The sequence below is a fragment of the Streptomyces sp. NPDC127197 genome, assembly GCF_042672405.1.
Taxonomy (GTDB): domain Bacteria; phylum Actinomycetota; class Actinomycetes; order Streptomycetales; family Streptomycetaceae; genus Streptomyces; species Streptomyces flavusporus.
On the sequence record NZ_JBHXVG010000001.1, the window covers coordinates 502444 to 527827 of the forward strand.

Sequence of the window (25384 nt, forward strand, 5' to 3'; positions counted from 1 at the left end):
TGTTTATGCGGACCAAACCCTACTGGACGCTATTTGGGGTCGCGCGGGGAGGGTACCCAACGCGCCGCGGGTCACCCCGAAGGGGTGGAATGCCCGCCTCCGGACTGGTTCTGACACCTCCTCCGGAGCAGGAGTTAGCGTGGTCGTGTGCCGTACTTCGATGCCGCTTCCTCGGCCCCGCTCCATCCCGTGGCCCGCCAGGCCCTGCAGGCCTCCCTCGATGAGGGGTGGGCCGATCCCGCGCGTCTGTACAGAGAGGGGCGCCGGGCCCGCATGTTGCTGGACGCGGCGCGGGAGGCGGCCGCGGAGGCCGTGGGGTGCCGGGCGGACGAGCTGGTGTTCACCACCTCCGGGACCCGTGCCGTGCACGCCGGTGTCACGGGGGCGCTGGCGGGGCGGCGGCGGGTCGGACGTCACCTGATCGTGTCGTCGGTCGAACACTCCTCGGTCCTGCATGCGGCGGAGGTGCACGAGACGGACGGTGGGACGGTCACGCAGGTCGCGGTGGGCCGGACGGGGGCCGTGACACCGCAGGCGTACGCCGCGGCGCTGCGGTCCGACACGGCGCTGGCGTGTCTGCAGTCGGCCAACCACGAGGTCGGCACCGTGCAGCCGGTGGCCGAAGTGGCCGACGTGTGCCGGGAGGCGGGGGTGCCGCTGCTGGTGGACGCGGCGCAGTCGCTGGGCTGGGGCCCGGTGGCGGGCGACTGGTCACTGCTGACCGCGAGCGCCCACAAGTGGGGCGGGCCGTCGGGCGTCGGACTGCTGGTGGTCCGCAAGGGAGTGCGCTTTGCTCCGCAAGGGCCCGCGGACGAGCGGGAGTCGGGGCGGGCGGCCGGGTTCGAGAACATTCCGGCGATCGTGGCCGCGGCCGCTTCCCTGCGCGCCGTACAGGCGGAGGCTGCCGAGGAGGCGGTACGGCTGCGGGAGCTGACGGACCGGATCCGGGCGCGGGTGCCGGAGGTTGTGGGGGATGTGGAGGTGGTGGGTGACCCGGTGCGCCGGCTACCCGGGATCGTCACCTTCTCCTGTCTCTATGTCGACGGGGAGACTCTGCTGCACGAGCTGGACCGCTCCGGCTTCTCCGTCTCGTCCGGGTCGTCGTGTACGAGCAGCACGCTGACGCCGAGCCATGTGCTCAAGGCGATGGGGGTGCTGAGCGAGGGCAACGTCCGGGTGTCGCTGCCGTTCGGGGCGCCGGCGGAGGACGTCGAGCGGTTCCTGCAGGTGCTGCCCGGGGCGGTCGCGGGGGTCCGGGAGAAACTGGGGGCGCCCGCTCCCGAGACGGCGGTACGGGGGGACTCCCTCGTCGTGGACGCGGTGGGCAAGCTCTGCCCGATCCCGGTCATCGAACTGGCCAAGGTCATCGGCGACGTGCCGGTGGGCGGCACCGTGCGGGTACTGGCGGACGACGAGGCGGCACGCCTGGACATCCCGGCGTGGTGCGCGATGCGGGGGCAGGAGTACGTGGGTGAGGAACCGGCGGACCAGGGCTCTGCCTATGTGGTCCGCCGGTGGGCCTAGGGTCTGCCCCGGCGGACCCTGGTCAGCTCAGGTGTGCCTTGACGTCGTCGGCGGCGTCATGGCCGTACGCCTTGGTGAAGCGGTCCATGAAGTGGGCGCGGCGCAGCGCGTACTCCTGGGTGCCTACCGTCTCGATGACCAGCGTGGCCAGCATGCAGCCGACCTGCGCGGCGCGCTCCAGGGAGACGCCCCAGGCGAGGCCGGAGAGGAAACCGGCGCGGAAGGCGTCGCCGACGCCGGTGGGGTCGGCCTTGCGCTCCTCCTCGGGGCAGCCGACCTCGATGGGGTCCTCGCCGGCCCGCTCGATGCGTACGCCGCGGGAGCCGAGGGTGGTGACGCGGTGGCCGACCTTGCCGAGGATCTCCTCGTCCGTCCAGCCGGTCTTGGACTCGATGAGGCCCTTCTCGTACTCGTTGGAGAAGAGGTACGTCGCCCCGTCCAGCAGTATCCGGATCTCCTCGCCGTCCATCCGGGCGATCTGCTGGGAGAAGTCGGCGGCGAACGGGATGGACCGGGAGCGGCACTCCTCGGTGTGCCGGAGCATCGCCTCCGGGTCGTCGGCGCCGATGAGGACGAGGTCGAGGCCGCCGACGCGGTCCGCGACGGTCTTCAGCTCGATCAGGCGGGCCTCGCTCATGGCGCCGGTGTAGAAGGAGCCGATCTGGTTGTGGTCGGCGTCGGTGGTGCAGACGAAGCGGGCGGTGTGCAGCGTCTCGGAGATGCGCACGGAGGCGGTGTCGACGCCGTGCCGGTCCAGCCAGGCCCGGTACTCGTCGAAGTCGGAGCCCGCGGCGCCGACCAGGACCGGCCGGGTGCCGAGCTGGCCCATGCCGAAAGCGATGTTGGCGCCCACGCCGCCCCGGCGTACATCGAGCTTGTCGACCAGGAACGACAGCGAGACCGTGTGCAGCTGGTCCGCGACGAGCTGGTCGGCGAAGCGGCCGGGGAAGGTCATGAGGTGGTCGGTGGCGATGGAGCCGGTGACTGCGATGCGCACGGCGTGGAATCTCCCGGGTGGAGGGGGTTGACAGTCCACGCTACCGAATAGGGGCGGGGGCGCTGAAGCGGATGGCTGAGGGTGGCCGGTTGTGGCGCAACGGGCGTGGGTGGCGGTGAAGCAGGTAAAACTACCCGATAGTAGATCTTTCTTCGCGGGTCTCGGCGTGCCTACGGTTTCATCATGACGAATATCGACGCCCCTGCTCCCGCCCCAGCCGACCTGGAAGGCGACCTGGCGTCGCTGCGCGGCGACTGCGCCCGGATGGCTCCGCACTGGACGGTCCCCGACCGGATCGCCACCCGTCCGGTTCCGCCCTCGCTCATCCACGGTGTGACGGTGCCGCCGAAGTCGGCGCGGCTGCTGGAGGCGATGTCGGACTACGGCGACTGAGCCGACCCGCCCGGGAACCGTGTGCTCCCCCGCTGCGTCCCATCGCTGTCCCCTGTAAAGGGGATACGGGATACGACCCATCAGCGGCCCCCTTCCGGCAGGGCCGGGTCACCAGGGACAGCTGTGCAGCCGAAGGAGCGATGCGGTGAACACCGAGCGACCCGACAACGACGACGTCTCGGGCGAGACCGGCGCCACCGAGCCGACCGAGGACGCGCGGGGCGCTGCGGAGGCTTCGGGGACGGCGGATACCTCTGTTTCGGAGGCGCCGGAGCCTGCTTCGGAGGAGTCGGACACGGCGGATACGTCTGCCTCGGAGGCGCCGGAGCCTGCTTCGGACGAGTCGGACACGATGGACGTGTCTGTTTCGGAGGCCTCGGGCACGAGCACCGGTGAGTCCGAGGGCGACGGCGCCCCCCGGCCGGCCCGGCGTCGCTCCCCCGCGGTCATCGCGTCGGTCGCTGCCGCGGTGCTGCTCGTCGGGGGTGGTGGGGCGTATCTCGCGGCGTCCGCCGGTGGTGGGGCGGGCGGTGGTGCGGGGTCCGGGGTGCCGGCCGGGGACGGTACTCCCCCGCCACTGGCCCTCGACGGCTACTCCGAGGGCGCCACGAACGGCATCGCCCCCGGTGAGCCCGACCCGAACGGCGTCACCTACCGGGCCTCCGGCGCACTCCCGGACGGCCCCGGCTCGGCGCCTGTGTACCGGGCGACGGGTGAGGTCACGAAGGCGGAGGTGACGCGGCTCGCCAAGGCGCTCGGCCTCGACGGGACGCCGGTCAGCGAGGGGCAGGCGTGGCGGATCGGGGGCCAGGACGGTCAGGGGCCCAGCCTCCAGGTGAACCGGCAGGCGCCCGGGACCTGGACGTTCAGCCGGTACGTCCCCGGCACCGACAACTGCGAGAGCACCACCGTGTGCGCCAAGGATCCCGGCGCCCCGGCCGCCGACCCGGTGAGCGAGGCGACGGCGAGGAAGGCGGCCGCGCCCGTCCTGAAGGCGGTCGGGCAGGACGCCGCCGAGGTGGACGCCGGCCAGGTCATGGGCGCCCAGCGGGTGGTGAACGCCGAGCCGGAGATCGGCGGGCTCGCCACATACGGCTGGCCGACCGGGATCACCGTCGGCGCCGGGGGCGAAGTGGTCGCCGGCAGCGGTCAGTTGAAGGCGCCGGTGAAGGGCGACACGTATCCCGTACTCGGCGCGGCCGAGACACTGAAGCTGATGAACGCGGCGCAGGAGCCGGGCCACCGGGTCGGCATCGGCGGCTGCGCCAGTCCCGTACCGCTGGAGGACCGGCCGGCCGCGCCCTGCGCGGAGTCGACGGACGCTTCGAGCACCGCCGCCCGGCCGGAGCCGGTCGAGGTCGAGGACGCGGTGTTCGGGCTGGCCTCGCACTTCGTTCAGGCACGGCAGACGCTGGTGCCGTCCTGGCTGTTCGAGGTACGGGCGCCCGGTGCCGAGGACGGCTTCACGGTCACGTATCCCGCGATCGACCCCGAGTACCTCACCTCGACGACGCCGAGCGCGCAGCCCAGCCCGCGGCCGAGCGCGCCGGGTGACGAGCCGACGTCGGCGCCGACCACGCGGGACGTGCGAGTGGAGGGCTACACCGCCGAGGGCCGGGAGCTGACCGTGAGCTTCACGGGCGGGGTGTGCGCCGACTACGAGGCGAAGGCGACCGAGAGCGCCGACCGGGTGACGGTGACCGTGACCGAGACGCCCTGGAAGGACAAGGTCTGCATCCTGATCGCCAAGGTCCATCACCGCACCGTGCAGCTCGACGAGCCGCTCGGCGACCGGAAGGTGGTCGGGTCGGACGGCAAGGGGATCCCGCTGGAGAAGTCGGGGGCCCGGCTGCCCGAGTAGGAGCGAGTCGTACAGACGTGAAGGCGGCGGCCCCCGTCTCGGGGCCGCCGCCTTCATGCTGTGTTCAGTTGTTCAGCTCGGTGCACGGCTCAGCTGAAGGAGTCGCCGCAGGCGCAGGAACCGGTCGCGTTCGGGTTGTCGATCGTGAAGCCCTGCTTCTCGATCGTGTCCACGAAGTCGATGGTGGCGCCGCCCAGGTACGGAGCGCTCATACGGTCGGTGACGACCTTGACCCCGCCGAAGTCCTTCTCCACGTCACCGTCGAGGGAACGCTCGTCGAAGAAGAGCTGGTACCGCAGGCCGGAGCAGCCGCCGGGCTGGACGGCGACGCGCAGCGCGAGGTCGTCGCGGCCTTCCTGGTCGAGCAGCGCCTTGACCTTGGACGCGGCGGCGTCGGTCAGGATGATGCCGTCGGTGACGGTGGTGGTCTCGTCCGATACGGACATCTACATCTCTCCCGGGTTGTACGGAGACTGCTTGCCGACGAGTGCAACCGGCAAGGCCGCGGATTCATTCCGGGCCGAGCACTTGCCTTTCTTCTTCTTCATGCTCGCACATGCGTGGCAGGCCGCACAGCGCCCTGTGGACAACGCGACAACGCCGCGCGACGCCCAGGTGTCGGGATTCACGTCACATCGACGCTATGGCCATCGTCAAACTGACGTGAAGCAGTTATGATAGATAGCGTCATTTCGACGAAAAGTCGAAAAGGTGTCCCGTATGTCCCGCCGGCCCGGATCCCCCGGGTCGGCGAGCCGCAGAAAAGAAAGGGTGCGTGTCGTGACCACCGCCCAGACCCAGGAGCTCGACGTACAGCCGACGCCCCTCGCCCTGCTGCTGCTCGGCCGTGAGGCCGACCCGAGGAGCGAGCGGGGCGTGGAGTGTCCCGGCGACCTGCCCTCGCCGTCCGACCCGGACCTGGTCGAGCGCGCCCGCGCGGCCAAGGAGAAGCTGGGCGACAAGGTCTTCGTGCTCGGCCATCACTACCAGCGCGACGAGGTCATCCAGTTCGCCGACGTCACGGGCGACTCCTTCAAGCTGGCCCGGGACGCCGCCGCGCGCCCCGAGGCCGAGTACATCGTCTTCTGCGGTGTGCACTTCATGGCGGAGTCCGCGGACATCCTGACGAGCGACGACCAGAAGGTCGTGCTGCCCGACCTGGCCGCCGGCTGCTCGATGGCCGACATGGCGACGGCCGAGCAGGTCGCCGAGTGCTGGGACGTGCTGACCGAGGCCGGGATCGCCGAGCAGGTCGTGCCGGTCTCGTACATGAACTCGTCCGCGGACATCAAGGCGTTCACGGGCAAGCACGGCGGCACGATCTGCACGTCGTCGAACGCCAAGCGCGCCCTGGACTGGGCCTTCGAGCAGGGCGAGAAGGTGCTGTTCCTGCCCGACCAGCACCTCGGCCGCAACACCGCCGTCCGCGACATGGGCATGTCACTGGAGGACTGTGTCGTCTACAACCCGCACAAGCCGAACGGCGGGCTGACCGCCGACGAGCTGCGCGCCGCGAAGATGATCCTGTGGCGGGGCCACTGCTCGGTGCACGGCCGCTTCAACCTCGACTCGGTCAACGACGTGCGCGAGCGCATCCCGGGCGTCAACGTCCTGGTCCACCCCGAGTGCAAGCACGAGGTGGTGTCGGCCGCGGACTACGTCGGTTCGACGGAGTACATCATCAAGACGCTCGAGGCGGCGCCGGCCGGATCCAAGTGGGCCATCGGCACCGAGCTGAACCTGGTCCGCCGTCTGGCGAACCGTTTCGCGCCCGAGGGCAAGGAGGTCGTCTTCCTCGACCGGACGGTGTGCTTCTGCTCGACCATGAACCGCATCGACCTGCCGCACCTCGTCTGGGCGCTGGAGTCCCTCGCCGAGGGCAACCTCGTCAACCGCATCGAGGTGGACAAGGAGACGGAGGCGTTCGCGAAGCTGGCGCTGGAGCGGATGCTGGCACTGCCGTAAACGCCGGTAACAGTAAGGGGTGCCCTCCCGGGGAGGGCACCCCTTACTCATGCGCTCGGTGAGCCTCAGACTCCGGCCGGCTCCGGGGACTTGTCCTCGTCGGCCAGGGGTGCCGCGCCGGACTTCTCGGCCCGCTTCGCCGCCCGCTTCTTCGCCCGGCGCTCCTTGCGGAGCTCCAGCATCGCGTACAGCGTCGGGACCAGGAGCAGGGTCAGCAGCGTGGAGCTGATCAGACCGCCGATCACGACCACCGCCAGCGGCTGGGCGATGAAGCCGCCCTCGCCGGTGATGCCCAGGGCCATCGGGAGCAGAGCGAAGATCGTCGCCAGGGCCGTCATGAGGATCGGGCGCAGCCGGTGGCGACCGCCCTCGACCACGGCCTCGACGACGCCGTAACCCTGCCTGCGGTACTGGTTGATGAGGTCGATCAGCACGATCGCGTTGGTCACCACGATGCCGATCAGCATCAGCATGCCGATCATCGCGGGGACGCCCATCGGGGTGTCCGTGGCGACCAGCAGGCCGATCGCGCCCGTCGCGGCGAACGGGATCGACACCAGCAGGATCAGCGGCTGGGCGAGCGAACGGAACGTCGCGACCAGCAGCATGAACACGATCGCGATCGCCGCCAGCATCGCCAGGCCCAGGTTGGCGAAGGCCTCGTCCTGGTCCTCGGAGACACCGCCGATCTCGGCCGTGGCGCCCTCCGGGAGGTCCAGCGCGTTGATCTCCGACTGGAGGTCGGCGCTCACCGCACCCGTGTTGTCGCCGGTCGGCCGGGCGGTGATGGTCGCCGCGCGCTGACCGTCGATCCGGGTCATGGAGACCGGCCCGTCGACGACCCGCACGGTCGCGATGTCACCCAGCTTCACCGGGCCCAGGGAGAGGTTCTTCAGCTGGGCCATGGTCTCGGCCGGCTTCGCCGACTTGATGACGACGTCCCGCTCGGTGTCGTCCAGCGTCGCCTTGGCCGCGGTCGTGCCGCGCACCGCCTGCGCCACCGCGGCGCCCAGCGTCCGGTCGTTGAAGCCGGCCTCGGCCGCCTCCTCGGTGGCCTTCACGGAGATGCGGGGCACGCTCTGCGACAGGTCGCTGGTGACGTCGGTGACGTCGTCCAGGCCGGCCACCGCCTTGCGGACCTCCTCCGAGGCCGTGCGCAGCACGTCCGCGTCGGCCGCCTTGACGACCACGCTCAGGTCCTGGCTGCCGAAGCCGTCACCGGCGGCGATGGTGGTCGTACCGATGCCGGAGAGATCCGCCAGGCCCTTCTCGATACGGTCGTGGACGTCCTCGTACGAGGCCGAGTCGTCCAGCATGACCGCGTACGAGGCCTGGTTGGTGTCCGTGCCGCCGCCGAAGGCGGCCATGAAGCCGGACGAACCGACCGTGACCTGGTAGTCCTTGACGCCCTCGGTGTCGGCGAGGAGCTGCTCGACCTTCTGCGCCTGGGCGTCGGTCGCCGCCAGGCTGGTGCCCGGCTTCAACTCCTGCTTGACGGTGAGGACTTCCTGCTCGCCCTGGTCGAAGAAGTTGGTCTTCAGCAGCGGCGCCATGCCGAAGGTGCCGATGAGGACCACGACCGCGATCGCCACGCTGGTCAGGCGGCGACGGGTGGCGAAGCGCAGGACGGGGACGTAGAGGCGCTGGAGCCTGCTCTTCGCTTCCTTCTCCTCCGCCTGCCGGCGCGCCTCGTCGGCGTCCTCGGGGGTGCCCTTCGGGGCGCGCAGGAACCAGTACGACAGGACCGGCACGACCGTCAGCGAGACCAGCAGGGACGCCAGCAGGGCGGCCGTGACAGTCAGGCTGAACGAGCCGAACAGGGCACCCACCATGCCGCCGACCAGGCCGACCGGCAGGAACACCGCGACCGTGGTGAGGGTCGAGGAGGTGACCGCGCCCGCGACCTCGCGGACCGCCTTGAGGATCGCCTCCTGGCGCTCCTCGCCGTAGCCGAGGTGCCGCTTGATGTTCTCCAGGACCACGATCGAGTCGTCGACGACCCGGCCGATCGCGATGGTCAGAGCGCCCAGGGTGAGCATGTTCAGGGACAGGTCCCGCGTCCACAGCACGATCAGGGCCAGCACGACGGAGAGCGGGATGCTCACCGCCGTGACCAGGGTCGAGCGGATCGACGCCAGGAAGACCAGGATCACCAGGACCGCGAAGACCAGGCCCAGCGCGCCCTCCGTCGTCAGGCCCTCGATGGACTTCGACACCGCCGGCCCCTGGTCGCTGACGACCGTGACGGTGGCGCCGGAGCCGAGGTCCTCCCGCATCTCGGGCAGCTTGTCCTCGACCGCGTTCGAGATGGCGACCGCACTGCCGTCGTGGTCCATGGTGACGGCGACGGCGAGGCTGGGCTTGCCGTTGGTGCGGGTGAGGGAGTCGGCGGTGGCCTGCTCCTCCTTCACCGTGGCAACGTCACCCAGGCGTACGGGCTTGTCGACACCCTCGCCGGTGATCATCAGGTCCTTGATCTGCTTCAGCGAGGTGAAGGCGCCGCCGACCTGCACGGTGCGGTTGCTGCCGTCCTCGTCGAAGGAGCCGGCCGGGACGGTGGCGCCGCCCGCCTCGAGGGCCTGTGCGAGGGTCTGCGTGGTCAGGCCCGCCTTCGCCAGCTCCCGGTCGTCCGGGGTGACGGCGACCTGGAGGTCCCGTACGCCCTCCACGGAGACCTGGCGGACACCGTCGATGCCCTTCAGGTCCGGGACGACGGTCCGGTCGAGCCGGTCGGCGAGGGCCTGCTGGTCCTCGCCGGAGGTGACGGCGAGGACGACGGTCGGTATGTCGTCCGTGGAACCGGCGACGACCTGCGGGTCGACGTCGTCCGGGAGCTGCACGCGGGCCCGGTTGACGGCCTGCTGGACATCGGCGACGAGCTGCTTGGTGTCGTTGCCGTAGTCGAAGGACGCCATGATCACGGCGTTGCCCTCGCTCGCCGTGGAGGTGACGCCGGTGATGCCGTCGACGGCCTCGAGGTTGTCCTCGATGGGCTCGACGACCTGCTTCTCGACCACGTCCGGGGACGCGCCCTGGTACGGCGCGAGGACCGACACCATGGGCAGTTCGATGGTGGGCAGCAGCTGCTGCTTGAGCTGCGGGATCGCGATCGCACCGAAGGCGAGCGCAATGATGGACATCAGCCCTATCAGGGCCCGTTGCGCGAGGCTGAATCTTGACAGCCAGGACATGGGTCAGCGTCTCTCTTCCGTGGCCGAGCGGAGCCGCGGGCGCACAGGTGAGCGCCCACCCCACCACCCTGAGCCATGGAAAACCGCCGATCCGTCGCCCCCAGGTCCATTTCCTTATACGGCGCATACTGCGGGTGGAGTAGGGACGCGATGCGGTCAGTCCACCCTTGGACGTACCAGCCCCGACTCGTACGCGATCACCACGAGCTGCGCCCGGTCACGCGCGCCGAGCTTGGCCATGGCCCGGTTGACGTGCGTCTTCACCGTGAGCGGGCTGACCTCCAGCCGCTCGGCGATCTCGTCGTTGGAGTGCCCGCCCGCGACCTGGACAAGCACCTCGCGCTCGCGCCCGGTGAGCGCGTCCAGCCGCTCGGAGCGGGCGGGATCGCGGTCCGGGGAGTCGCCGCCCTGGGCGAGGAAGCGGGCGATCAGGCCCTTGGTGGCGACCGGGGAGAGCAGCGCCTCCCCGTCGGCCGCGACCCGGATCGCGGTGAGCAGTTCGTCCGGCTCGGAGCCCTTGCCGAGGAAGCCGGAGGCGCCCGCGCGCAGCGACTGCACCACATAGTCGTCGACCTCGAACGTCGTCAGGATGACGATCCGGACATGGGCGAGAGCGGGGTCCGCGCTGATCATGCGGGTGGCGGCGAGACCGTCCATGCCGGGCATCCGGATGTCCATCAGGACGACGTCCGCCCGCTGCTCCTTCGCCAGCCGTACCGCCTCCGCGCCGTCGGACGCCTCGCCGACCACCTCCATGTCGGGCTCGGAGTCGACGAGCACGCGAAAGGCACTGCGGAGCAGCGCCTGGTCGTCGGCGAGCAGGACACGGATCGTCATACGGGGTCCTTCGCTGGGCCGCTGCGGGTCTTGACCGGCAGGATCGCATGGACGCGGAACCCGCCGCCGTAGCGGGGACCGGTGGTGAGGGTGCCGCGCAGGGCGGTGACCCGCTCGCGCATGCCGAGCAGTCCGTGACCGCCGCCCGTCCCCGGGCCGTCGTCCTCGCCGGTGCCGTTGTCGAGGACGGTGATCTCGATGTCCGGTCCCACGCGGACGACGCTGACCTCGGCCTTCGCGGCGGCGCCGGCGTGCTTCTGCACATTGGTGAGGGCTTCCTGGATGACGCGGTAGGCGGCCAGGTCGACGGCGGCGGGCAGGGTCGTGTCGTGGTCGGCACGGGCGACCTCGATGTGCAGGCCGGCGCTGCGGAAGGTGCCGACGAGTTCCTCGAGGCGGTCCAGGCCCGGGGCCGGTTCGGTGGGGGCCTCGGGGTCGTCGGACTGGCGGAGCAGGCCGACGGTGGCGCGCAGTTCGTTGAGCGCGGAGCGGCTGGCTTCGCGTACGTGCGCGAGGGCCTCCTTGGCCTGGTCGGGGCGCTTGTCCATGACGTGGGCGGCGACCCCGGCCTGGACGTTGACCAGGGCGATGTGATGGGCGACGACATCGTGCAGGTCACGGGCGATACGCAGCCGCTCCTCCGCGACGCGGCGGCGGGCCTCCTCCTCGCGGGTGCGTTCCGCCTTCTCGGCGCGCTCACGGATGGCGTGCACGAAGTCGCGGCGGCTGCGGACGGCGTCGCCGCCTGCGGCGGCCATGCCGGTCCAGGCGAAGATGGCGAGGTTTTCCTGCGCGTACCAGGGCAGGGGGCCGGCGAGCATGGCGGCCCCGGTCAGCACGGTCATGGTGAGCAGGCCGACGCGCCAGGTGGTGGGACGGTCGGTGGTGGAGCCGACGGTGTAGAGGGCGACCACCGCGGACATCGCGACGGGAGCTCTGGGGTCGCCGGTGATGCCTTCGACGACGGAGAGGGTGCCGGTGAGGACGAGGATCCGCATCGGGGCGCGGCGGCGGAACACCAGGGCGGCGGCGCCGAGGGCCATGAGGACGAGGCTGAGGAAGTCCGGGGTGCGTACGCCCCAGCTGACGCCGCCCTTGCCGTGCGGGTCCACGAACGAGCCGGCCACCATGCAGATCAGTACGCCGGCCGCCAGCGTCGCGTCCAGCGCCATGGGGTGCGCCTTCAGTTGGCGGCGGGCGCGTTCGAGGGTGGTCACGGCTGTTTACGGTAGCTGGGCTCTGGGTCGGTGCGAATGGTGCCCGGCGTTCGGCGGGGTGAGAGCGCGGCCCGGCGCTACGGGGTGCCGCCCCGCGCCCACCCGTGCCGCCCTGGGGGTCCCCCTCTGGGGGAGGCACGAATGCCCGCGGGCTGGTTCAGCCTGGGATCAAGCCGTCGTCGCTGAGGAGTTCGCGGACCTCCTCCAACGTCGCGTCGGGGGACGGGAGGATGAGTTCCGAGGGTTCCAGGGAGTCGTCGGGGAGCGGGTCGCCCAGGTCGCGGACCGTGGTCAGGAGTGCCTGGAGGGTGCGGCGGAAGCCGGGGCCGTCGCCGTTCTCCATTTCGGCCAGGAGCTCGTCGTCCAGCTTGTTCAGCTCGGCGAGGTGGCTGTCGGCCAGCCTCACCTGCCCCTCCCCCATGATCCGTACGATCATGTCGCCCTCCTCGGCGTGGGCCCTACTGCTTGTCGAAGCGCGGGGTGTCCTGCGGCTGCTGCTGGGACTGCTCCTGCGACTGGCCCGTGCCGCCTTCGATGGCCTGCTGGCCACCGGACGTGCCTCCCGCCAGCTCCGCCTTCATGCGCTGCAGTTCCAGCTCTACATCCGTACCACCGGAGAGCCGGTCCAGCTCGGCCTGGATGTCGTCCTTGGCCATGCCGGTGGGGTCGTCGAGGGCACCGGAGGCGAGGAGTTCGTCGATCGCGCCGGCGCGGGCCTGGAGCTGCGCCGTCTTGTCCTCCGCGCGCTGGATGGCCAGACCGACGTCACCCATCTCCTCGGAGATGCCGGTGAACGCCTCACCGATGCGGGTCTGGGCCTGCGCGGCCGTGTACGTCGCCTTGATCGTCTCCTTCTTCGTACGGAAGGCGTCGACCTTGGCCTGGAGGCGCTGCGCCGCCAGGGTCAGCTTCTCCTCCTCGCCCTGGAGCGTCGCGTGCTGCGTCTCGAGGTCCGTCACCTGCTGCTGGAGCGCGGCGCGGCGGGACAGCGCCTCGCGGGCCAGGTCCTCGCGGCCCAGCGCGAGCGCCTTGCGGCCCTGGTCCTCCAGCTTGGTGGACTGTGACTGGAGCTGGTTGAGCTGCAACTCCAGGCGCTTGCGCGAGGTCGCGACGTCCGCGACTCCGCGGCGCACCTTCTGGAGCAGCTCCAGCTGCTTCTGGTACGAGTAATCGAGGGTCTCGCGCGGGTCCTCGGCCCGGTCAAGGGCCTTGTTCGCCTTCGCGCGGAAGATCATCCCCATACGCTTCATGACACCGCTCATGGGCTTCGCGCGCCCCCTTCTGACGGACTCCAGCTCACAGGTCTGCGACAGAACCCACAGTACGGGCCCTGCATCCATTGACGCACTGTTCGGGGACGGATGCGCTCATCCCCAAGGACGACTGAGTACGCTCCTGCTCCGGCGTAGGGAGTAGGTGGTCCCCGGGTATGCCCCGGGGGGACCCGAGGGCGTACGCATCGTCCCCTCTGTCCCCTTACAGACGACTGGTGTTGCGGGATCGTTCCCCACCGGGCTGGGGTCCATGCGCTGGTACCCCGTACCCTTGGGTTTTGTGTTCCGTAGCCGTGCCAAGGAAGAGAAGGCCGCAGTCGCCGACAAGGCGCCGCTGACCGACTCCAAGCAGACCCGTGACCCGCAGGCCCCGAAGGGCCGGCCGACGCCCAAGCGCAGTGAGGCCCAGTCCCAGCGCCGCAGCGTCGCAAATACGTCGATGACGCGCAAGGAGGCCGCCAAGCGGCAGCGCGAGGAGCGCCGTGCCGCGCTGGACCGGCAGCGCCAGGCGCTGGCCACCGGCGACGAGCGGTATCTGCCGGCGCGGGACAAGGGGCCGGTCCGCAAGCTGGCGCGCGACTTCATCGACTCGCGGTTCAACATCGCGGAGTTCTTCCTGCCGATGGCCGTGGTCATCCTCGTGCTGAGCATGGTGCGGGTGCCCGCGCTGCAGACCATCGCGCTGCTGCTGTGGCTCGTCGTGATCGTGCTGATCGTGCTCGACTCGTTCGTCACCGGCTACCGCCTGAAGAAGCGGCTCGCCGAGCGCTTCCCCGACGACAACAAGCGCGGTGCGGTCGCCTACGCGCTGATGCGCTCCCTCCAGATGCGCCGACTCCGGCTGCCGAAGCCGCAGGTCAAGCGCGGAGAGCGGCCCTGAGCGCGGCTTCGTTCTCCGGGGGTGCGGCGGGTGCCTGGCTCAGCGGTCTCGGCGGGCTGCGGGATGTCGTGTCACTGGAACTGGTGGCCCGGCAGCTCGACGAGCAGATAGCCGGGCGGTTCCCGGTCGGGCAGCGGCTGCGGGTGCTCGACGTGGGGATGGGCCAGGGGACGCAGGCGCTGCGGCTGGCCCGGGCCGGGCACCAGGTGACGGGGATAGAGAAGGACTCCGCGATGCTGTCCGCGGCGCGGGCGGCGCTCGCCGCGGAGCCGGAGGGGATCCGGGAGCGGGTGCGGCTCGTCGAGGGAGACGGGCGGGACACGGGGGTGCACTTCCTGCCGGGCAGCTTCGACGTGGTGCTCTGTCATGGCGTGCTCATGTACGTCAACGATCCCGATCCGCTGCTGGCGGGGCTGGCGCGGATGCTCGCTCCGGGCGGGCTGCTGTCGCTGCTGGTGCGCAACGGTGACGCGTTGGCCATGCGGCCGGGGCTGTCCGGGGACTGGAGTGCCGCGCTGGCGGCCTTCGACACGACCGCGTACCGGAATCGGCTGGGGCTCGATGTACGGGCGGACCGGCTGGGCACGCTGACCGCCACCCTCGCCGGGATCGGAGCGCCGCTGCACGCGTGGTACGGGGTGCGGGTCTTCACGGACACCGCTACGGACGGGGCGGAGCTGCCGACCGACGTGTCGGTACTGCTGGCAGCGGAGGAGCGGGCCGGGCGGACGGATCCGTATCGGGGGGTCGCTGCGTTGCTGCATCTCTGCGGAGTGCGCGGATAGCAGGCTGGGGCTGCCCGTTCGGGTGAGTAGCGCAGGGCAGGCGCGTCGTGCCGAGGAGAGACTCGGGGCATGGACGCTCCCTCGTTCTTGATCGTGACCCGTGCCCTGCGCCGCCTTGTCCTCGTCGGTGCCCTCTCGGCCGCCCTTGCGCTCGTCGCCGGGTGCACCGGCTCCGGTTCGCCGGACGAGCCGGAGTCGACGACCAGGCAGGCCGCGCTGCCGGTGGCCGCCAAGGACCTGCAGGACGACTACCAGAAGGTGATCGAGGACGTCCTGCCGTCGGTCGTGCAGATCCAGGGGCGCAACTCTCTGGGATCGGGCGTGGTGTACGACGACCGGGGGCACGTCGTCACCAACGCGCATGTCGTCGGCAAGGAGAGGACCTTCGCCGTGACGACGGCGAACAGCGAGGACGTACTCACCGCCGAGCTCGTCTACTCGTACCCGCAGCAGGACCTCGCCGTCATCAGGCTGGACAAGGCCCCGAAGGGCCTGAAGGCGGCGGCCTTCGCGGACTCGGCCAAGATCGAGGTGGGGCAGATCGTGCTGGCGATGGGTTCGCCGCTGGGACTGTCGTCGAGCGTGACGCAGGGGATCGTGTCGGCGACCGGACGGACCGTCACCGAGGGCAGCAGCGGCGGCGGTACGGGCGCGACGCTCCCCAACATGGTGCAGACGTCGGCCGCCATCAACCCCGGCAACAGCGGCGGCGCGCTGGTGAACCTCGACGGACGGGTCATCGGCATCCCGACGCTCGCCGCCCTCGACCCCAAGTTCGGGGACAGTGCGGCGCCCGGCATCGGGTTCGCGATCCCGGCGTCGATGGTGAAGACGGTCGCCGATCAGATCGTCAAGGAAGGCCGGGTCACCGACTCGGGCCGGGCGGCGCTCGGCATCACCGGCCGCACGGTCGTGGACGACCAGTTCCGGCCCGCCGGGGTCGCCGTCGTCGAGGTGATCGAGGGCGGGGCGGCCGAGCGGGCGGGGATCGCACCCGGGGACATCATCACGCGGCTGGGCGACGACGACATCACGACCATCACCTCGCTCGCCGAGGCGCTGGCGACCGCGCAGCCGGGCGACCGGACCACGGTGACGTTCACCCAGAACGGCGACGAGCGGACCGTCGACGTGACGCTGGGCGAGCAGTGAGAACGGGGCGGCCCGGCCGTCGGCCGCCCCCTGCCCCCGCTACGCCTCGTCCGCGTGCAGGCTCATCGGTCCGTAGATCTCCGTGGCGTCCTCGAACAGCCGCACCTGGTCCGCGCCCCCGGCGAGCAGTTCCTTCCAGTGCTCCCCGATCCAGGACTCGGCGTCCCCCTGCGTGGTGAACTCCTCGGGCTGCACCGCGGGCTGGACCTCCGTCCCGTCGGCTTTCTCGAACCGCCACGTCCATGCCGCCATGTACGCCTCCCAGGTGTCAGCACGCCGGATCTTGGTCCGGCTCCCGTGCTGAGCCTATGCGCTCCGCTGGGTGCCGTCGTGGGGCTGCGGGTGATCTGTCACCGTGCGGGTTTGTGGGGGCTGGTCCCGGCCTTTCGCTCGCCCCGCGCCTGCGGGGTGCCGCTGCGCCCACCCGTGCCGCCCCAGCGGCACGACTGCCCGCAGCTGCGCAGGCGGCGGGTCCCGGGCGCGCAGTGTCGGCGGCTAGCGGTGAAAATCGGGGGCGTGGAACTGACTCTGCTCGGCACCGGTGCCCCGGCGGGACTGCCCCGCCCCGACTGTCCCTGCGCGGCCTGCGCGACCGCGCTCGGCGTGGATGCGCGGGCGGCCACCTCCGTTGTGGTGGACGGGGCGCTGCTGCTCGATCTGACGCCGGGTGCGGCGTTCGCGGCGGCGCGGGCGGGGCGTTCGCTGTCGGGCGTACGGCAGGTGCTGCTGTCGCATCCGCACGACGGGCCGCCGGTGGAGGTGCCGGCCGGGCTGCCGCAGCCCGGGCGGGTGCCGGACGGGCGGGAGTTGGCGCTGCTGACGGGGCATCGGGTGCGGGCGGTGGCGATGGACTCGCCGGGCACGGGGTACGCGGTCACCGGGCCGGACGGCCGGCGGGTGCTGTATCTGCCGCCGGGCGGCGCACCGGCCGGGCTGGAGGAGGGCTCCGCCCAGGCCGAGCCGTACGACATGCTGCTCGCGGACGTGGTGGGGCGGCCGGACGGCCTGGCCCGGTTGCGGGCGGTGGGCGCGGTGGGGCCGACGACCGATGTCGTCGCCGTTCATCTGGACCACGACGTGCCGCCGGGGGCCGAGTTGCGGCGGCGGCTGGCGGCGGCCGGGGCGCGCGCGGTGCCGGACGGGACGACGCTGGCGGTGGGGGCGTACGAGGACGTGCCGGACGTGCCGCGCCGGACGCTGGTGCTGGGCGGGGCGCGGTCGGGGAAGTCGGTGGAGGCGGAGCGGCGGCTGGAGGCGTTCCCCGATGTGCTGTACGTCGCGACGGGCGGCACCCGGAACGGGGACGGCGAGTGGGCGGAGCGGGTCGCCGCGCACCGAGAACGGCGGCCCGGCTCGTGGCGGACGGTGGAGACGTGCGATCTGGTGCCGTTGCTGAAGGAGGACGGGCCGCCGCTGCTGATCGACTGTCTGTCGCTGTGGCTGACCGACGCGATGGACTCCGTCGAGGCGTGGGACGACGCCGAGTGGGCCGACGGGGGTGAACGTGCGTTGCGGGAGCGGGTGCGCGAGCTGACGGAGGCGGTGCGGCAGACCCGGCGGGTCGTGGTCGCCGTGTCCAACGAGGTCGGGTCGGGGATCGTGCCGGTCACGGCGTCGGGGCGGCGGTACCGGGACGAACTCGGGCGGCTCAACGCGGCGTTCGCGGGTGAGTGCGAGCAGGTGCTGCTGGTGGTGGCGGGGCAGGCGGTGCTGCTGCGGGGGTGACCGTCCACCGCCGCTGCGCGGTCAGGTGCGGCGGGCGATGATCCGGTAGGCGTTGGCGAAGCGGGTGCGGCGGAGCAGGGGCGCCAGGGTGTGGTCCGCGGCGCCGGCTGCCGCCGTCAGGGGCAGGGCGGCGCACCGGAAGGCCGTACGGACCGTCTGCTGGAGCGGGGTCGGTGCGGTCGGCCGCCACGGGGTGTCCGGGGCCGGCAGGACGTGGGACACCGCCAGGGACACGGCCGTTGACAGGTCGTGGGGCCGGTGGGCCGGGCGGTGGTCGGCGGTGACGATCGTGCAGCCGTGGGACTCCAGTTCCCTGCGGAGGTTGTCCAGCGGGATCAGGTGCAGATGGCGGGGCAGGGTGTGCGGGAGCCACCACTTGCCGAGCAGCCGGGCGAACACGCACTGGGGGTCGGGGGCTTCGAGGAGGAGGTGGCCGCCGGGGCGCAGCGCGGTGACGGCGGCCCGGATTTCCGCGCGGGGGGCGGGGGTGCGGTCCAGGTGGTGGAGCAGGCTGACGACGTCGTAGCGGGCGCGCAGGCGTGCGCTGAGGTCGGGCGCGGCGAGGTGGCCGACGTACGCCTCCTCGATCCGGCCGGCCGCGCGGGCCCCCAGCACGCGGTGGGTGGGGTCGACGCCGTCGAACGCCGTGTACGGGAAGAGTTCCCGCGCCGCCTGCGGGAAGTGCGCGTCGCCCGTGCCGACGTCCAGCCAGCTCTCCGGCTCCGGGAAGGGCAGCAGCGCGCGGGCGGCCGCCCGGAGCCGGCGTCGGCCCGGCCGGGGGTCGTGCGGGTAGCGGTGGTGGAAGGCGAGGCCCTCGGGTGAGAGAGGCGGGTTCAGGAAGGTGTGGCCGCAGTCCCGGCACTCGTCGAGCGTGAAGGTGCCCGGCTTGTGGTGGAGCAGGTCGGGGGCGGTGAAGCGGGTGAGCAGGCGGGCCGAGCCGCACCAGGGGCAGTCGGCGCGGCGCGGGGCGTGGAAGCGGGCGGTGCCCAGGGCGAGTTCGGCGAAACAGGCGGCACGGCGTCGCTCGGCCGCCGTTGGGTCGGGGGACGTGGGTGGCATCGGCGGCTCCCGGGAGAAGACGGACAGAGGCCTACGACATTCCCCTGCAAACCGGAACGTATGGGATCGCGATCTTGGGTGCAATGACGTCGTGGGGTGGTGGTGGCCATGTGGCGCCGCTCTGTTCGATCGAGGCCGGTACTGTTCGGCGAATGAGCTCGCTTAATCTCGACGACTTCACCGATCTGATCGAGCGCCCCGACGGCGGGGTGCGCCGCGACGCCGAGGCGCGCCGGGAGCGTCAGATCGTGCCGCCCGGTTCGCTCGGGCGCCTCGACGACCTGGGTGAGTGGCTGGCCGCGGCGCAGGGCGCCGTACCGGTGCGGCCGGTGGAACAGCCGCGCGTGGTGCTGTTCGCCGGTGACCACGGCGTCGCGGAGTTGGGAGTGTCGGCGCGGCCCGCGGGCAGTGCCGCGGAGTTGGTGCAGGAGGTGCTGGAGGGCGGCCGGCCGGTGTCCGTGCTCGCCCGGCGGCTCGGCGTGCCGGTGCGGGTCGTCGACATGGCACTGGACTGCGATCCGGGGACGCTGCCCGAGGACGTCGTACGGCATCGGGTGCGGCGTGGCAGCGGCCGGATCGACATCGAGGACGCGCTGACGGCCGAGGAGGCCGAGGCCGCCTTCCGGGCCGGGGTCGCGGTGGCCGACGAGGAGGCCGACTCCGGTACGGATCTGGTCGTGCTGGGCGATGTGAGCGTGGGCGGCACGACGGCGGCCGGGGTGCTGGTCGCCGCGCTGTGCGGAACCGACGCCTCCGTGGTGACCGGGCGGGGCGGCCTCGCGATCGACGACCTGGCGTGGATGCGCAAGTGCGCCGCGATCCGGGACGCGCTGCGGCGGGCGCGGCCGGTGCTCGGGGACCAGTTGCAGCTCCTGGCGACGGTGGGCGGTGCCGACCTCGCCGCGATGACCGGGTTCCTGCTGCAGAGCGCCGTGCGGAAGATGCCGGTGATCCTGGACGGGGTGGTCGTCGCCGCGTGTGCGCTGGTGGCCCAGCGGATCGCGTTCCGGGCGCCGGACTGGTGGCTGGCCGGGCACAACAGCGGGGAGCCGGGACAGGCCAAGGCGCTGGACCGGATGGCTCTGGAGCCGCTCCTCGACCACGGGATGAAGGTCGGCGAGGGCGCGGGCGCCCTGCTGGCACTGCCCCTGGTGCAGGCCGCGGCGGCACTGGCGGCGGAGCTGCCCGAGCAGGCGGAGCCCGAGAAGGACGAGCCCGAGAAGGCGGACTCGGTGACGGAGGAGCAGGCGGAGGCCGGCGAGACGGAGTAGGCGGCTGCGGAAGCTGCGCAGGCGGCGAGTGCGGGGCGTCCCGGTGGCAGTCGGGGTCGGCCCGCGCCGACGGGGTGCCGCTGTGCCCACCCGTGCCGCCTGGGGGTCCCCCAGGCCCTTAAGGCACTGGGGGAGGCACGACTGCCCGCAGCTACGGTGTGTGGCGTTCGAGGGCGTGGGTCGGGTCCGGGTCGGGGGTGCCGCCGATCCAGTCCTGGAGTCTGCGGCTGGGGCCCGCCCAGCGGCGGTCGTGGTGGTAGGCGCGCAGCTGGGCCCGGGCGCGGGCGCGGGGGCGGCGACGGTAGAGGTGTTTCGCCCAGGGGGAGCCGGGGCGGGCCAGACGGATCGCGCCGAAGAGGGCGACGAAGGGAATGACCACCCCGAAGATCGCGATACGCACCTTGCCCTTGGCGAGGGCGATGAGGGCGAGCAGGAAGTTCCCGGCGATCGCGCTGATCGCCGACCCGCGGTCCTGGAGGTCGTCCTCGCTGAGGTCGTTCACCCCGAACGGCGCGAAGCCGAGGAGGAGCAGGCCGACCAGGGCGGTGGTGAGCACGACCGCCTCGACGCTCTTGCGGCCGGCCTCGGTCCAGTAGACGTCCGCCAGATGCAGGATCAGCGCGAACTCGTCCAGGACCAGGCCCGCGCCGATCCCGAAGACGACGGCGGCGAGGGCCGAGCCGAAACCGTGCTGCCCGCCGGCGACGGCACAGAAGCCGCCGATGACCGTGAGGACCACGCCGGGGACGACGTGATGGATGTGCACGCCGCCCGCGCTGACGTTGCCGAAGGGGCCTTTGCCCGCCCGGATGAGGCGGGTGATGACCCGGGTGATCACGAAGGTGACGACGAAGGCGGTCAGGGCGAGAAGCAGGGGGAGTTTGCCGGGTTCGACGATGTTGCGCTCCAGCCACACTCCCATGCGTCCAGTTTGACCGGGTTCCCCCCGAGGTGCTCCACAAGTCCTCGCGTACGCTGCCGGGATGCCCGAGTTCCCGCCCCTGCACGGCCTTCGTTTCGCCTTCGGCACGCTCACCGTCCTTCCTGTCACGGTGATCCGCTGGGACCGGGGAGCGGCGCGGGGCGGAATGCTGTGCGCGCCGGTCGTCGGGCTGGTCGTCGGGGGCTGCGCCGCGGGGATCGGTCTGCTGCTGCTCCTGCTCGGCGCCGGTCCGCTGCTCGCCGCCGTCGGCGGTGTCGCCGTGCCGGCGGCGCTCACCCGGGGGCTGCATCTCGACGGGCTGGCCGACACCGCGGACGGGCTGGGCAGCGGCAGGCCCGCCGAGGACGCGCTGCGGATCATGAAGCAGTCGGACATCGGGCCGTTCGGGGTGATCACGCTCGTCTTCGTGCTGCTCGCCCAGGTGGCGGCCCTGGCGCAGCTCTACGACGCCTCCTGGGCGCGCGGTGCGCTCGCCGCCGTCGTCTCGGCGGCCGCCGCCCGGCTGGCGCTGACCCTGGCCGCCCGTGGCGGGGTGCCGCCGGCCCGGCCGGAGGGGCTGGGGGCGGCCGTCGCCGGAGTCGTCCCGGCGCGGGGGGCGCTCGGCGCGGCCCTCGCGGTCACGGGGGCCGCCGCTGTCCTGGGGGCGCTCTTCGGGCCGTACGACATCGCCCGTACCGCCCTCGCGGTCGTCGCCTCCGTCACGGTCGCCGAACTCCTGCTGCGCCACTGCATCCGCCGCTTCGGCGGAGTCACCGGCGACGTCTTCGGCGGCCTCGCCGAGACGGCGGCGACGACCTCGCTGGTGGTTCTCGCACTCGGCCAGTAACCCCACGGGTGTGACCCGGCTCATGAAGTGCGAGGATCGGGACATGGCGACGACGCCACCCAGAGGTGAACGCCCGCAGGCATGAGGGAAAGCCTGCCGGGCGTAGTCTCGTGTCCGGTGTCCACCTGCCCGGACGAATACCGCGCGTGAGGTGCACCTGGGGTCGGCTGTCGGGCCCGGTCGACCCATCCCGTTCGACCCCTGCAACTTCACATCGGAAGCGAGATTTCACCACCGTGACTGCTCTGACTCTCAGCACCGCCGCGGCGCCCGGCCTGCGGGCCGACGCGATCGTGATCGGTGTCTCCAAGGGCGACAAGGGCCCGGTCGTCGCACCGGGCGCGGAGGCCGTGGACCAGGCGTACGACGGCGGGCTGGCCGGCGTCCTCGAGACCCTCGGTGCCTCCGGGGCCGAGGGCGAGATCACGAAGCTGCCCGCACCGGCCGGCTTCAGGACGCCGCTCGTGGTGGCGGTGGGCCTGGGCGCCCTGCCCGAGAAGGATGCGGAGTACGACGCGGAGGCGCTGCGCAAGGCCTCCGGCGTCGCCGCCCGCGCGCTGGCCGGCTCCAAGAAGGCGGCGTTCGCCCTGCCGGTCGCGGACGCGGCCGCCGTCGGCGCGATCGGTGAGGGCGCGCTGCTCGGCGCGTACTCCTTCGACGTGTACAAGGAGAACGCGCAGAACAGCAACGCCGCCAAGGGCAAGAAGAACGGCAAGGCCCCGCTCGCCGAGGCCGTCGTGCTCGGCGGCAAGCCCCGCGACAAGGCGCACAAGGCGGCCGTCGAGCGCGCCACCGCCGTGTCCGAGGAGCTGAACCGCGCCCGCGACCTGGTCAACACCCCGCCGAACGACCTCAACCCGGAGGCCTTCGCCGCGGTCGCCCAGGCCGCGGCCAAGGAGAACGGCATCAAGGTGCAGGTGCTCGACGAGAAGGCGCTGGCCAAGGACGGATACGGCGGCATCCTCGGCGTCGGCTCCGGCTCGGCGGCGGCGCCGCGCCTGGTGAAGCTGTCGTACACCCACTCCAAGGCGAAGAAGCACCTCGCCTTCGTCGGCAAGGGCATCACCTACGACTCGGGCGGCATCTCGCTGAAGCCCGCCGGTCACAACGAGACGATGAAGTGCGACATGAGCGGGGCGGCCGCCGTGTTCGCGGCCGTCGTCGCCGCCGCGCGACTCGGGCTGGAGGTCAACGTCACCGGGTGGCTGGCGCTGGCCGAGAACATGCCGTCCGGTTCGGCGACCCGCCCCGGTGACGTGCTGCGGATGTACAGCGGCAAGACCGTGGAGGTGCTGAACACCGACGCGGAGGGGCGGCTGGTCCTCGCCGACGCGCTGTGGGCGGCGTCCGAGGAGAAGCCGGACGCGATCGTGGACGTGGCGACGCTGACCGGCGCGATGGTGCTGGCGCTCGGCAACCGGACGTTCGGCGTCATGGCCAACGACGAGGCGTTCCGCTCCGCGGTGCACGAGGCCGCGGAGGAGGTCGGGGAGCCGGCCTGGCCGATGCCGCTGCCGGAGCACCTGCGCAAGGGAATGGATTCGCCGACCGCCGACATCGCGAACATGGGTGAGCGGATGGGCGGCGGACTGGTCGCCGGGCTGTTCCTGCGGGAGTTCGTGGGCGAGGGCATCACCTGGGCGCATCTCGACATCGCCGGGCCCGCCTTCAACGAGCAGGGACCGTTCGGGTACACGCCGAAGGGTGGTACGGGGTCCGGGGTGCGGACGCTCGTCCGGCTTGCCGAGCTGACCGCTTCGGGTGATCTGGGCTGAGGTTCGCCCACTGACCCGGGTCTCCTTGTCGTACGGCGGCTCCGCTGCGAGCGGGCCGGTCGCGCCCGCGCGGCGGAGCCGCACATCGACAAACGAGCGTGCGACGTATCACACTCCGGCCCCGCGTCTCGTCCCGCGGTGACAAGTGCGAAGATGGGGCTCGGCAGGACAGGGCCCCACCGAAGGGCCGAAGTAGAGCGGCCGGACACCAGCCGCCCAGCCGGTCATCGTCGACCGGCGTACGGCGCACATGCATGGAGGACGTGACGTGGCGAACGACGCCAGCACCGTTTTCGACCTAGTGATCCTCGGCGGTGGTAGCGGTGGTTACGCCGCGGCCCTGCGCGGGGCGCAGCTGGGCCTGGACGTCGCCCTGATCGAGAAGGACAAGGTCGGCGGCACCTGCCTGCACCGGGGTTGCATCCCCACCAAGGCCCTGCTTCACGCGGGCGAGATCGCCGACCAGGCGCGCGAGAGCGAGCAGTTCGGCGTCAAGGCGAGCTTCGAGGGCATCGACGTCGCCGGTGTGCACAAGTACAAGGACGAGGTGATCTCCGGCCTGTACAAGGGTCTGCAGGGGCTCATCGCCTCCCGGAAGGTCACCTACATCGAGGGTGCGGGCCGGCTGTCCTCCCCCACCTCGGTGGACGTGAACGGTCAGCGGATCCAGGGCCGTCACGTGCTGCTGGCCACCGGCTCCGTGCCGAAGTCGCTGCCGGGCCTGGAGATCGACGGCAACCGCATCATCTCCTCGGACCACGCCCTGGTCCTGGACCGCGTGCCGAAGTCGGCGATCGTGCTCGGCGGCGGTGTCATCGGCGTCGAGTTCGCCTCCGCGTGGAAGTCCTTCGGTACGGACGTCACGGTCATCGAGGGCCTGAAGCACCTCGTCCCCGTCGAGGACGAGAACAGCTCGAAGCTGCTCGAGCGCGCCTTCCGCAAGCGCGGCATCAAGTTCAACCTGGGCACCTTCTTCCAGAAGGCCGAGTACACGGCCGACGGTGTCAAGGTCACCCTCGCCGACGGCAAGGAGTTCGAGGCGGAGATCCTCCTCGTCGCCGTCGGCCGCGGCCCGGTCTCCCAGGGCCTGGGCTACGAGGAGGCCGGGGTCGCCATGGACCGCGGCTACGTCCTCGTCGACGAGTACATGCGGACGAACGTCCCGACGATCTCCGCGGTCGGCGACCTGGTCCCGACCCTCCAGCTCGCGCACGTCGGCTTCGCCGAGGGCATCCTGGTGGCGGAGCGGCTGGCCGGTCTGAAGGTCGTCCCGATCGACTACGACGGCGTGCCCCGGGTGACGTACTGCCACCCCGAGGTCGCCTCCGTCGGTATCACCGAGGCCAAGGCCAAGGAGATCTACGGCGCGGACAAGGTCGTCGCCCTGAAGTACAACCTGGCGGGCAACGGCAAGAGCAAGATCCTCAAGACCGCGGGCGAGATCAAGCTCGTCCAGGTCAAGGACGGTGCGGTGGTCGGCGTCCACATGGTCGGCGACCGCATGGGCGAGCAGGTCGGCGAGGCCCAGCTGGTCTACAACTGGGAGGCGCTGCCCTCGGAGGTCGCCCAGCTCATCCACGCCCACCCGACGCAGAACGAGGCCCTCGGCGAGGCCCACCTGGCCCTGGCCGGCAAGCCGCTGCACTCCCACGACTGACGCTCTCGGTCATCGGGCGCGACGACACAGACTTCCGCAATTCGTAAGGAGC

The 25384-nt window shown here is 71.7% G+C and carries 22 protein-coding genes; 12 read left to right on the plus strand and 10 right to left on the minus strand.

Features of this window, described 5'->3' with window-relative positions; genetic code table 11:
- Positions 1-147 precede the first annotated feature (147 nt).
- Positions 148-1524, plus strand: a complete 1377-nt coding sequence (locus ACFVJQ_RS02395) for a cysteine desulfurase/sulfurtransferase TusA family protein (protein WP_385780312.1) — start codon at positions 148-150, stop codon at positions 1522-1524.
- Positions 1525-1546: 22 nt separating this feature from the next.
- Here ACFVJQ_RS02395 and ACFVJQ_RS02400 read toward each other — a convergent pair whose 3' ends face one another.
- Complete coding sequence (locus ACFVJQ_RS02400) at positions 1547-2521, minus strand: carbohydrate kinase family protein (protein ID WP_224734464.1); 975 nt, start codon at positions 2519-2521, stop codon at positions 1547-1549.
- A gap of 183 nt (positions 2522-2704) precedes the next feature.
- Between ACFVJQ_RS02400 and ACFVJQ_RS02405 the strand changes: the two genes are divergently transcribed.
- Positions 2705-2914 (plus strand): hypothetical protein, encoded by a 210-nt coding sequence (locus ACFVJQ_RS02405; RefSeq protein ID WP_224734465.1) that lies wholly within the window; start codon positions 2705-2707, stop codon positions 2912-2914.
- 145 nt (positions 2915-3059) lie between these two features.
- A complete protein-coding gene (locus tag ACFVJQ_RS02410; RefSeq protein WP_385509430.1) occupies positions 3060-4775 on the plus strand; it encodes a hypothetical protein in 1716 nt (571 codons plus the stop codon).
- 89 nt (positions 4776-4864) lie between these two features.
- Here ACFVJQ_RS02410 and ACFVJQ_RS02415 read toward each other — a convergent pair whose 3' ends face one another.
- Positions 4865-5221: an iron-sulfur cluster assembly accessory protein gene (locus tag ACFVJQ_RS02415; RefSeq protein WP_006135694.1), complete on the minus strand. Its 357-nt coding sequence runs from the start codon at positions 5219-5221 to the stop codon at positions 4865-4867.
- Between the two features lie 334 nt (positions 5222-5555).
- Between ACFVJQ_RS02415 and nadA the strand changes: the two genes are divergently transcribed.
- A complete protein-coding gene (gene nadA, locus ACFVJQ_RS02420; RefSeq protein ID WP_129803545.1) occupies positions 5556-6740 on the plus strand; it encodes a quinolinate synthase NadA in 1185 nt (394 codons plus the stop codon).
- A gap of 65 nt (positions 6741-6805) precedes the next feature.
- On the opposite strand, the gene ACFVJQ_RS02425 is transcribed toward nadA, so the two are convergent.
- The 5 genes from ACFVJQ_RS02425 to ACFVJQ_RS02445 form a co-directional block, all read right to left on the minus strand.
- Positions 6806-9931 carry an efflux RND transporter permease subunit gene (locus ACFVJQ_RS02425; RefSeq protein WP_385780318.1) on the minus strand — a complete coding sequence of 1042 codons (3126 nt, stop codon included), beginning with the start codon at positions 9929-9931 and terminating at the stop codon, positions 6806-6808.
- Positions 9932-10087: 156 nt separating this feature from the next.
- Positions 10088-10768, minus strand: coding sequence for a response regulator (locus ACFVJQ_RS02430; protein ID WP_385258812.1), 681 nt, complete (start codon positions 10766-10768; stop codon positions 10088-10090).
- Entirely contained in the window at positions 10765-11985 is a 1221-nt protein-coding gene (locus tag ACFVJQ_RS02435) for a sensor histidine kinase (protein ID WP_385780321.1), read from the minus strand. The genes ACFVJQ_RS02430 and ACFVJQ_RS02435 overlap by 4 nt, the downstream gene beginning before the upstream one ends.
- 157 nt (positions 11986-12142) lie before the next feature.
- Positions 12143-12421: a hypothetical protein gene (locus ACFVJQ_RS02440; protein ID WP_385780324.1), complete on the minus strand. Its 279-nt coding sequence runs from the start codon at positions 12419-12421 to the stop codon at positions 12143-12145.
- 22 nt (positions 12422-12443) lie between these two features.
- Complete coding sequence (locus ACFVJQ_RS02445; protein WP_129803841.1) at positions 12444-13247, minus strand: PspA/IM30 family protein; 804 nt, start codon at positions 13245-13247, stop codon at positions 12444-12446.
- 262 nt (positions 13248-13509) lie between these two features.
- Here ACFVJQ_RS02445 and ACFVJQ_RS02450 point away from each other — a divergent pair, with 262 nt between their 5' ends.
- The 3 genes from ACFVJQ_RS02450 to ACFVJQ_RS02460 all read left to right on the plus strand — a co-directional run bounded on the left by ACFVJQ_RS02450 (position 13510) and on the right by ACFVJQ_RS02460 (position 16076).
- Complete coding sequence (locus ACFVJQ_RS02450) at positions 13510-14139, plus strand: DUF3043 domain-containing protein (RefSeq protein WP_385780327.1); 630 nt, start codon at positions 13510-13512, stop codon at positions 14137-14139.
- 83 nt (positions 14140-14222) lie between these two features.
- Positions 14223-14924 (plus strand): class I SAM-dependent methyltransferase, encoded by a 702-nt coding sequence (locus tag ACFVJQ_RS02455; RefSeq protein ID WP_385780394.1) that lies wholly within the window; start codon positions 14223-14225, stop codon positions 14922-14924.
- A gap of 69 nt (positions 14925-14993) precedes the next feature.
- The gene (locus ACFVJQ_RS02460; RefSeq protein WP_385509436.1) at positions 14994-16076 is read left to right on the plus strand and encodes a S1C family serine protease; all 1083 of its coding nucleotides are present in this window, start codon (positions 14994-14996) and stop codon (positions 16074-16076) included.
- A gap of 39 nt (positions 16077-16115) precedes the next feature.
- Here the strand turns inward: ACFVJQ_RS02460 and ACFVJQ_RS02465 are convergent, their stop codons facing one another.
- Entirely contained in the window at positions 16116-16328 is a 213-nt protein-coding gene (locus ACFVJQ_RS02465; RefSeq protein WP_224737563.1) for a hypothetical protein, read from the minus strand.
- Positions 16329-16592: 264 nt separating this feature from the next.
- Between ACFVJQ_RS02465 and ACFVJQ_RS02470 the strand changes: the two genes are divergently transcribed.
- Positions 16593-17801 (plus strand): bifunctional adenosylcobinamide kinase/adenosylcobinamide-phosphate guanylyltransferase, encoded by a 1209-nt coding sequence (locus ACFVJQ_RS02470; RefSeq protein ID WP_385780331.1) that lies wholly within the window; start codon positions 16593-16595, stop codon positions 17799-17801.
- 21 nt (positions 17802-17822) lie between these two features.
- On the opposite strand, the gene ACFVJQ_RS02475 is transcribed toward ACFVJQ_RS02470, so the two are convergent.
- Positions 17823-18860 (minus strand): class I SAM-dependent methyltransferase, encoded by a 1038-nt coding sequence (locus ACFVJQ_RS02475; protein WP_385780333.1) that lies wholly within the window; start codon positions 18858-18860, stop codon positions 17823-17825.
- A gap of 152 nt (positions 18861-19012) precedes the next feature.
- Here ACFVJQ_RS02475 and cobT point away from each other — a divergent pair, with 152 nt between their 5' ends.
- A complete protein-coding gene (gene cobT, locus ACFVJQ_RS02480) occupies positions 19013-20131 on the plus strand; it encodes a nicotinate-nucleotide--dimethylbenzimidazole phosphoribosyltransferase (protein WP_385509440.1) in 1119 nt (372 codons plus the stop codon).
- Positions 20132-20282: 151 nt separating this feature from the next.
- Here cobT and ACFVJQ_RS02485 read toward each other — a convergent pair whose 3' ends face one another.
- On the minus strand, positions 20283-21053 hold the full coding sequence (locus ACFVJQ_RS02485; RefSeq protein WP_385509441.1) for a hypothetical protein: 771 nt from the start codon (positions 21051-21053) through the stop codon (positions 20283-20285).
- Between the two features lie 61 nt (positions 21054-21114).
- Here ACFVJQ_RS02485 and ACFVJQ_RS02490 point away from each other — a divergent pair, with 61 nt between their 5' ends.
- From ACFVJQ_RS02490 to lpdA, 3 genes are all read left to right on the plus strand, one after another.
- Positions 21115-21900, plus strand: a complete 786-nt coding sequence (locus ACFVJQ_RS02490) for an adenosylcobinamide-GDP ribazoletransferase (RefSeq protein WP_385509443.1) — start codon at positions 21115-21117, stop codon at positions 21898-21900.
- A gap of 236 nt (positions 21901-22136) precedes the next feature.
- Entirely contained in the window at positions 22137-23675 is a 1539-nt protein-coding gene (locus ACFVJQ_RS02495; RefSeq protein WP_385509444.1) for a leucyl aminopeptidase, read from the plus strand.
- A 268-nt stretch (positions 23676-23943) separates the two neighbouring features.
- Positions 23944-25332: a dihydrolipoyl dehydrogenase gene (lpdA, locus tag ACFVJQ_RS02500; RefSeq protein ID WP_385509445.1), complete on the plus strand. Its 1389-nt coding sequence runs from the start codon at positions 23944-23946 to the stop codon at positions 25330-25332.
- The last annotated feature ends 52 nt before the right edge of the window (positions 25333-25384 follow it).

What these genes read in the sequence shown, in the direction of transcription:
- ACFVJQ_RS02405 (WP_224734465.1), top strand. Translation starts at nt 2,705, where the DNA reads ATGACGAATATCGACGCCCCTGCTCCCGCCCCAGCCGACCTGGAAGGC.
- ACFVJQ_RS02415 (WP_006135694.1), bottom strand. Translation starts at nt 5,221, where the DNA reads ATGTCCGTATCGGACGAGACCACCACCGTCACCGACGGCATCATCCTG.
- ACFVJQ_RS02425 (WP_385780318.1), bottom strand. Translation starts at nt 9,931, where the DNA reads ATGTCCTGGCTGTCAAGATTCAGCCTCGCGCAACGGGCCCTGATAGGG.
- ACFVJQ_RS02430 (WP_385258812.1), bottom strand. Translation starts at nt 10,768, where the DNA reads ATGACGATCCGTGTCCTGCTCGCCGACGACCAGGCGCTGCTCCGCAGT.
- ACFVJQ_RS02440 (WP_385780324.1), bottom strand. Translation starts at nt 12,421, where the DNA reads ATGATCGTACGGATCATGGGGGAGGGGCAGGTGAGGCTGGCCGACAGC.
- ACFVJQ_RS02445 (WP_129803841.1), bottom strand. Translation starts at nt 13,247, where the DNA reads ATGAGCGGTGTCATGAAGCGTATGGGGATGATCTTCCGCGCGAAGGCG.
- ACFVJQ_RS02450 (WP_385780327.1), top strand. Translation starts at nt 13,510, where the DNA reads ATGCGCTGGTACCCCGTACCCTTGGGTTTTGTGTTCCGTAGCCGTGCC.
- ACFVJQ_RS02460 (WP_385509436.1), top strand. Translation starts at nt 14,994, where the DNA reads ATGGACGCTCCCTCGTTCTTGATCGTGACCCGTGCCCTGCGCCGCCTT.
- ACFVJQ_RS02465 (WP_224737563.1), bottom strand. Translation starts at nt 16,328, where the DNA reads ATGGCGGCATGGACGTGGCGGTTCGAGAAAGCCGACGGGACGGAGGTC.
- ACFVJQ_RS02475 (WP_385780333.1), bottom strand. Translation starts at nt 18,860, where the DNA reads ATGCCACCCACGTCCCCCGACCCAACGGCGGCCGAGCGACGCCGTGCC.
- cobT (WP_385509440.1), top strand. Translation starts at nt 19,013, where the DNA reads ATGAGCTCGCTTAATCTCGACGACTTCACCGATCTGATCGAGCGCCCC.
- ACFVJQ_RS02485 (WP_385509441.1), bottom strand. Translation starts at nt 21,053, where the DNA reads ATGGGAGTGTGGCTGGAGCGCAACATCGTCGAACCCGGCAAACTCCCC.
- ACFVJQ_RS02490 (WP_385509443.1), top strand. Translation starts at nt 21,115, where the DNA reads ATGCCCGAGTTCCCGCCCCTGCACGGCCTTCGTTTCGCCTTCGGCACG.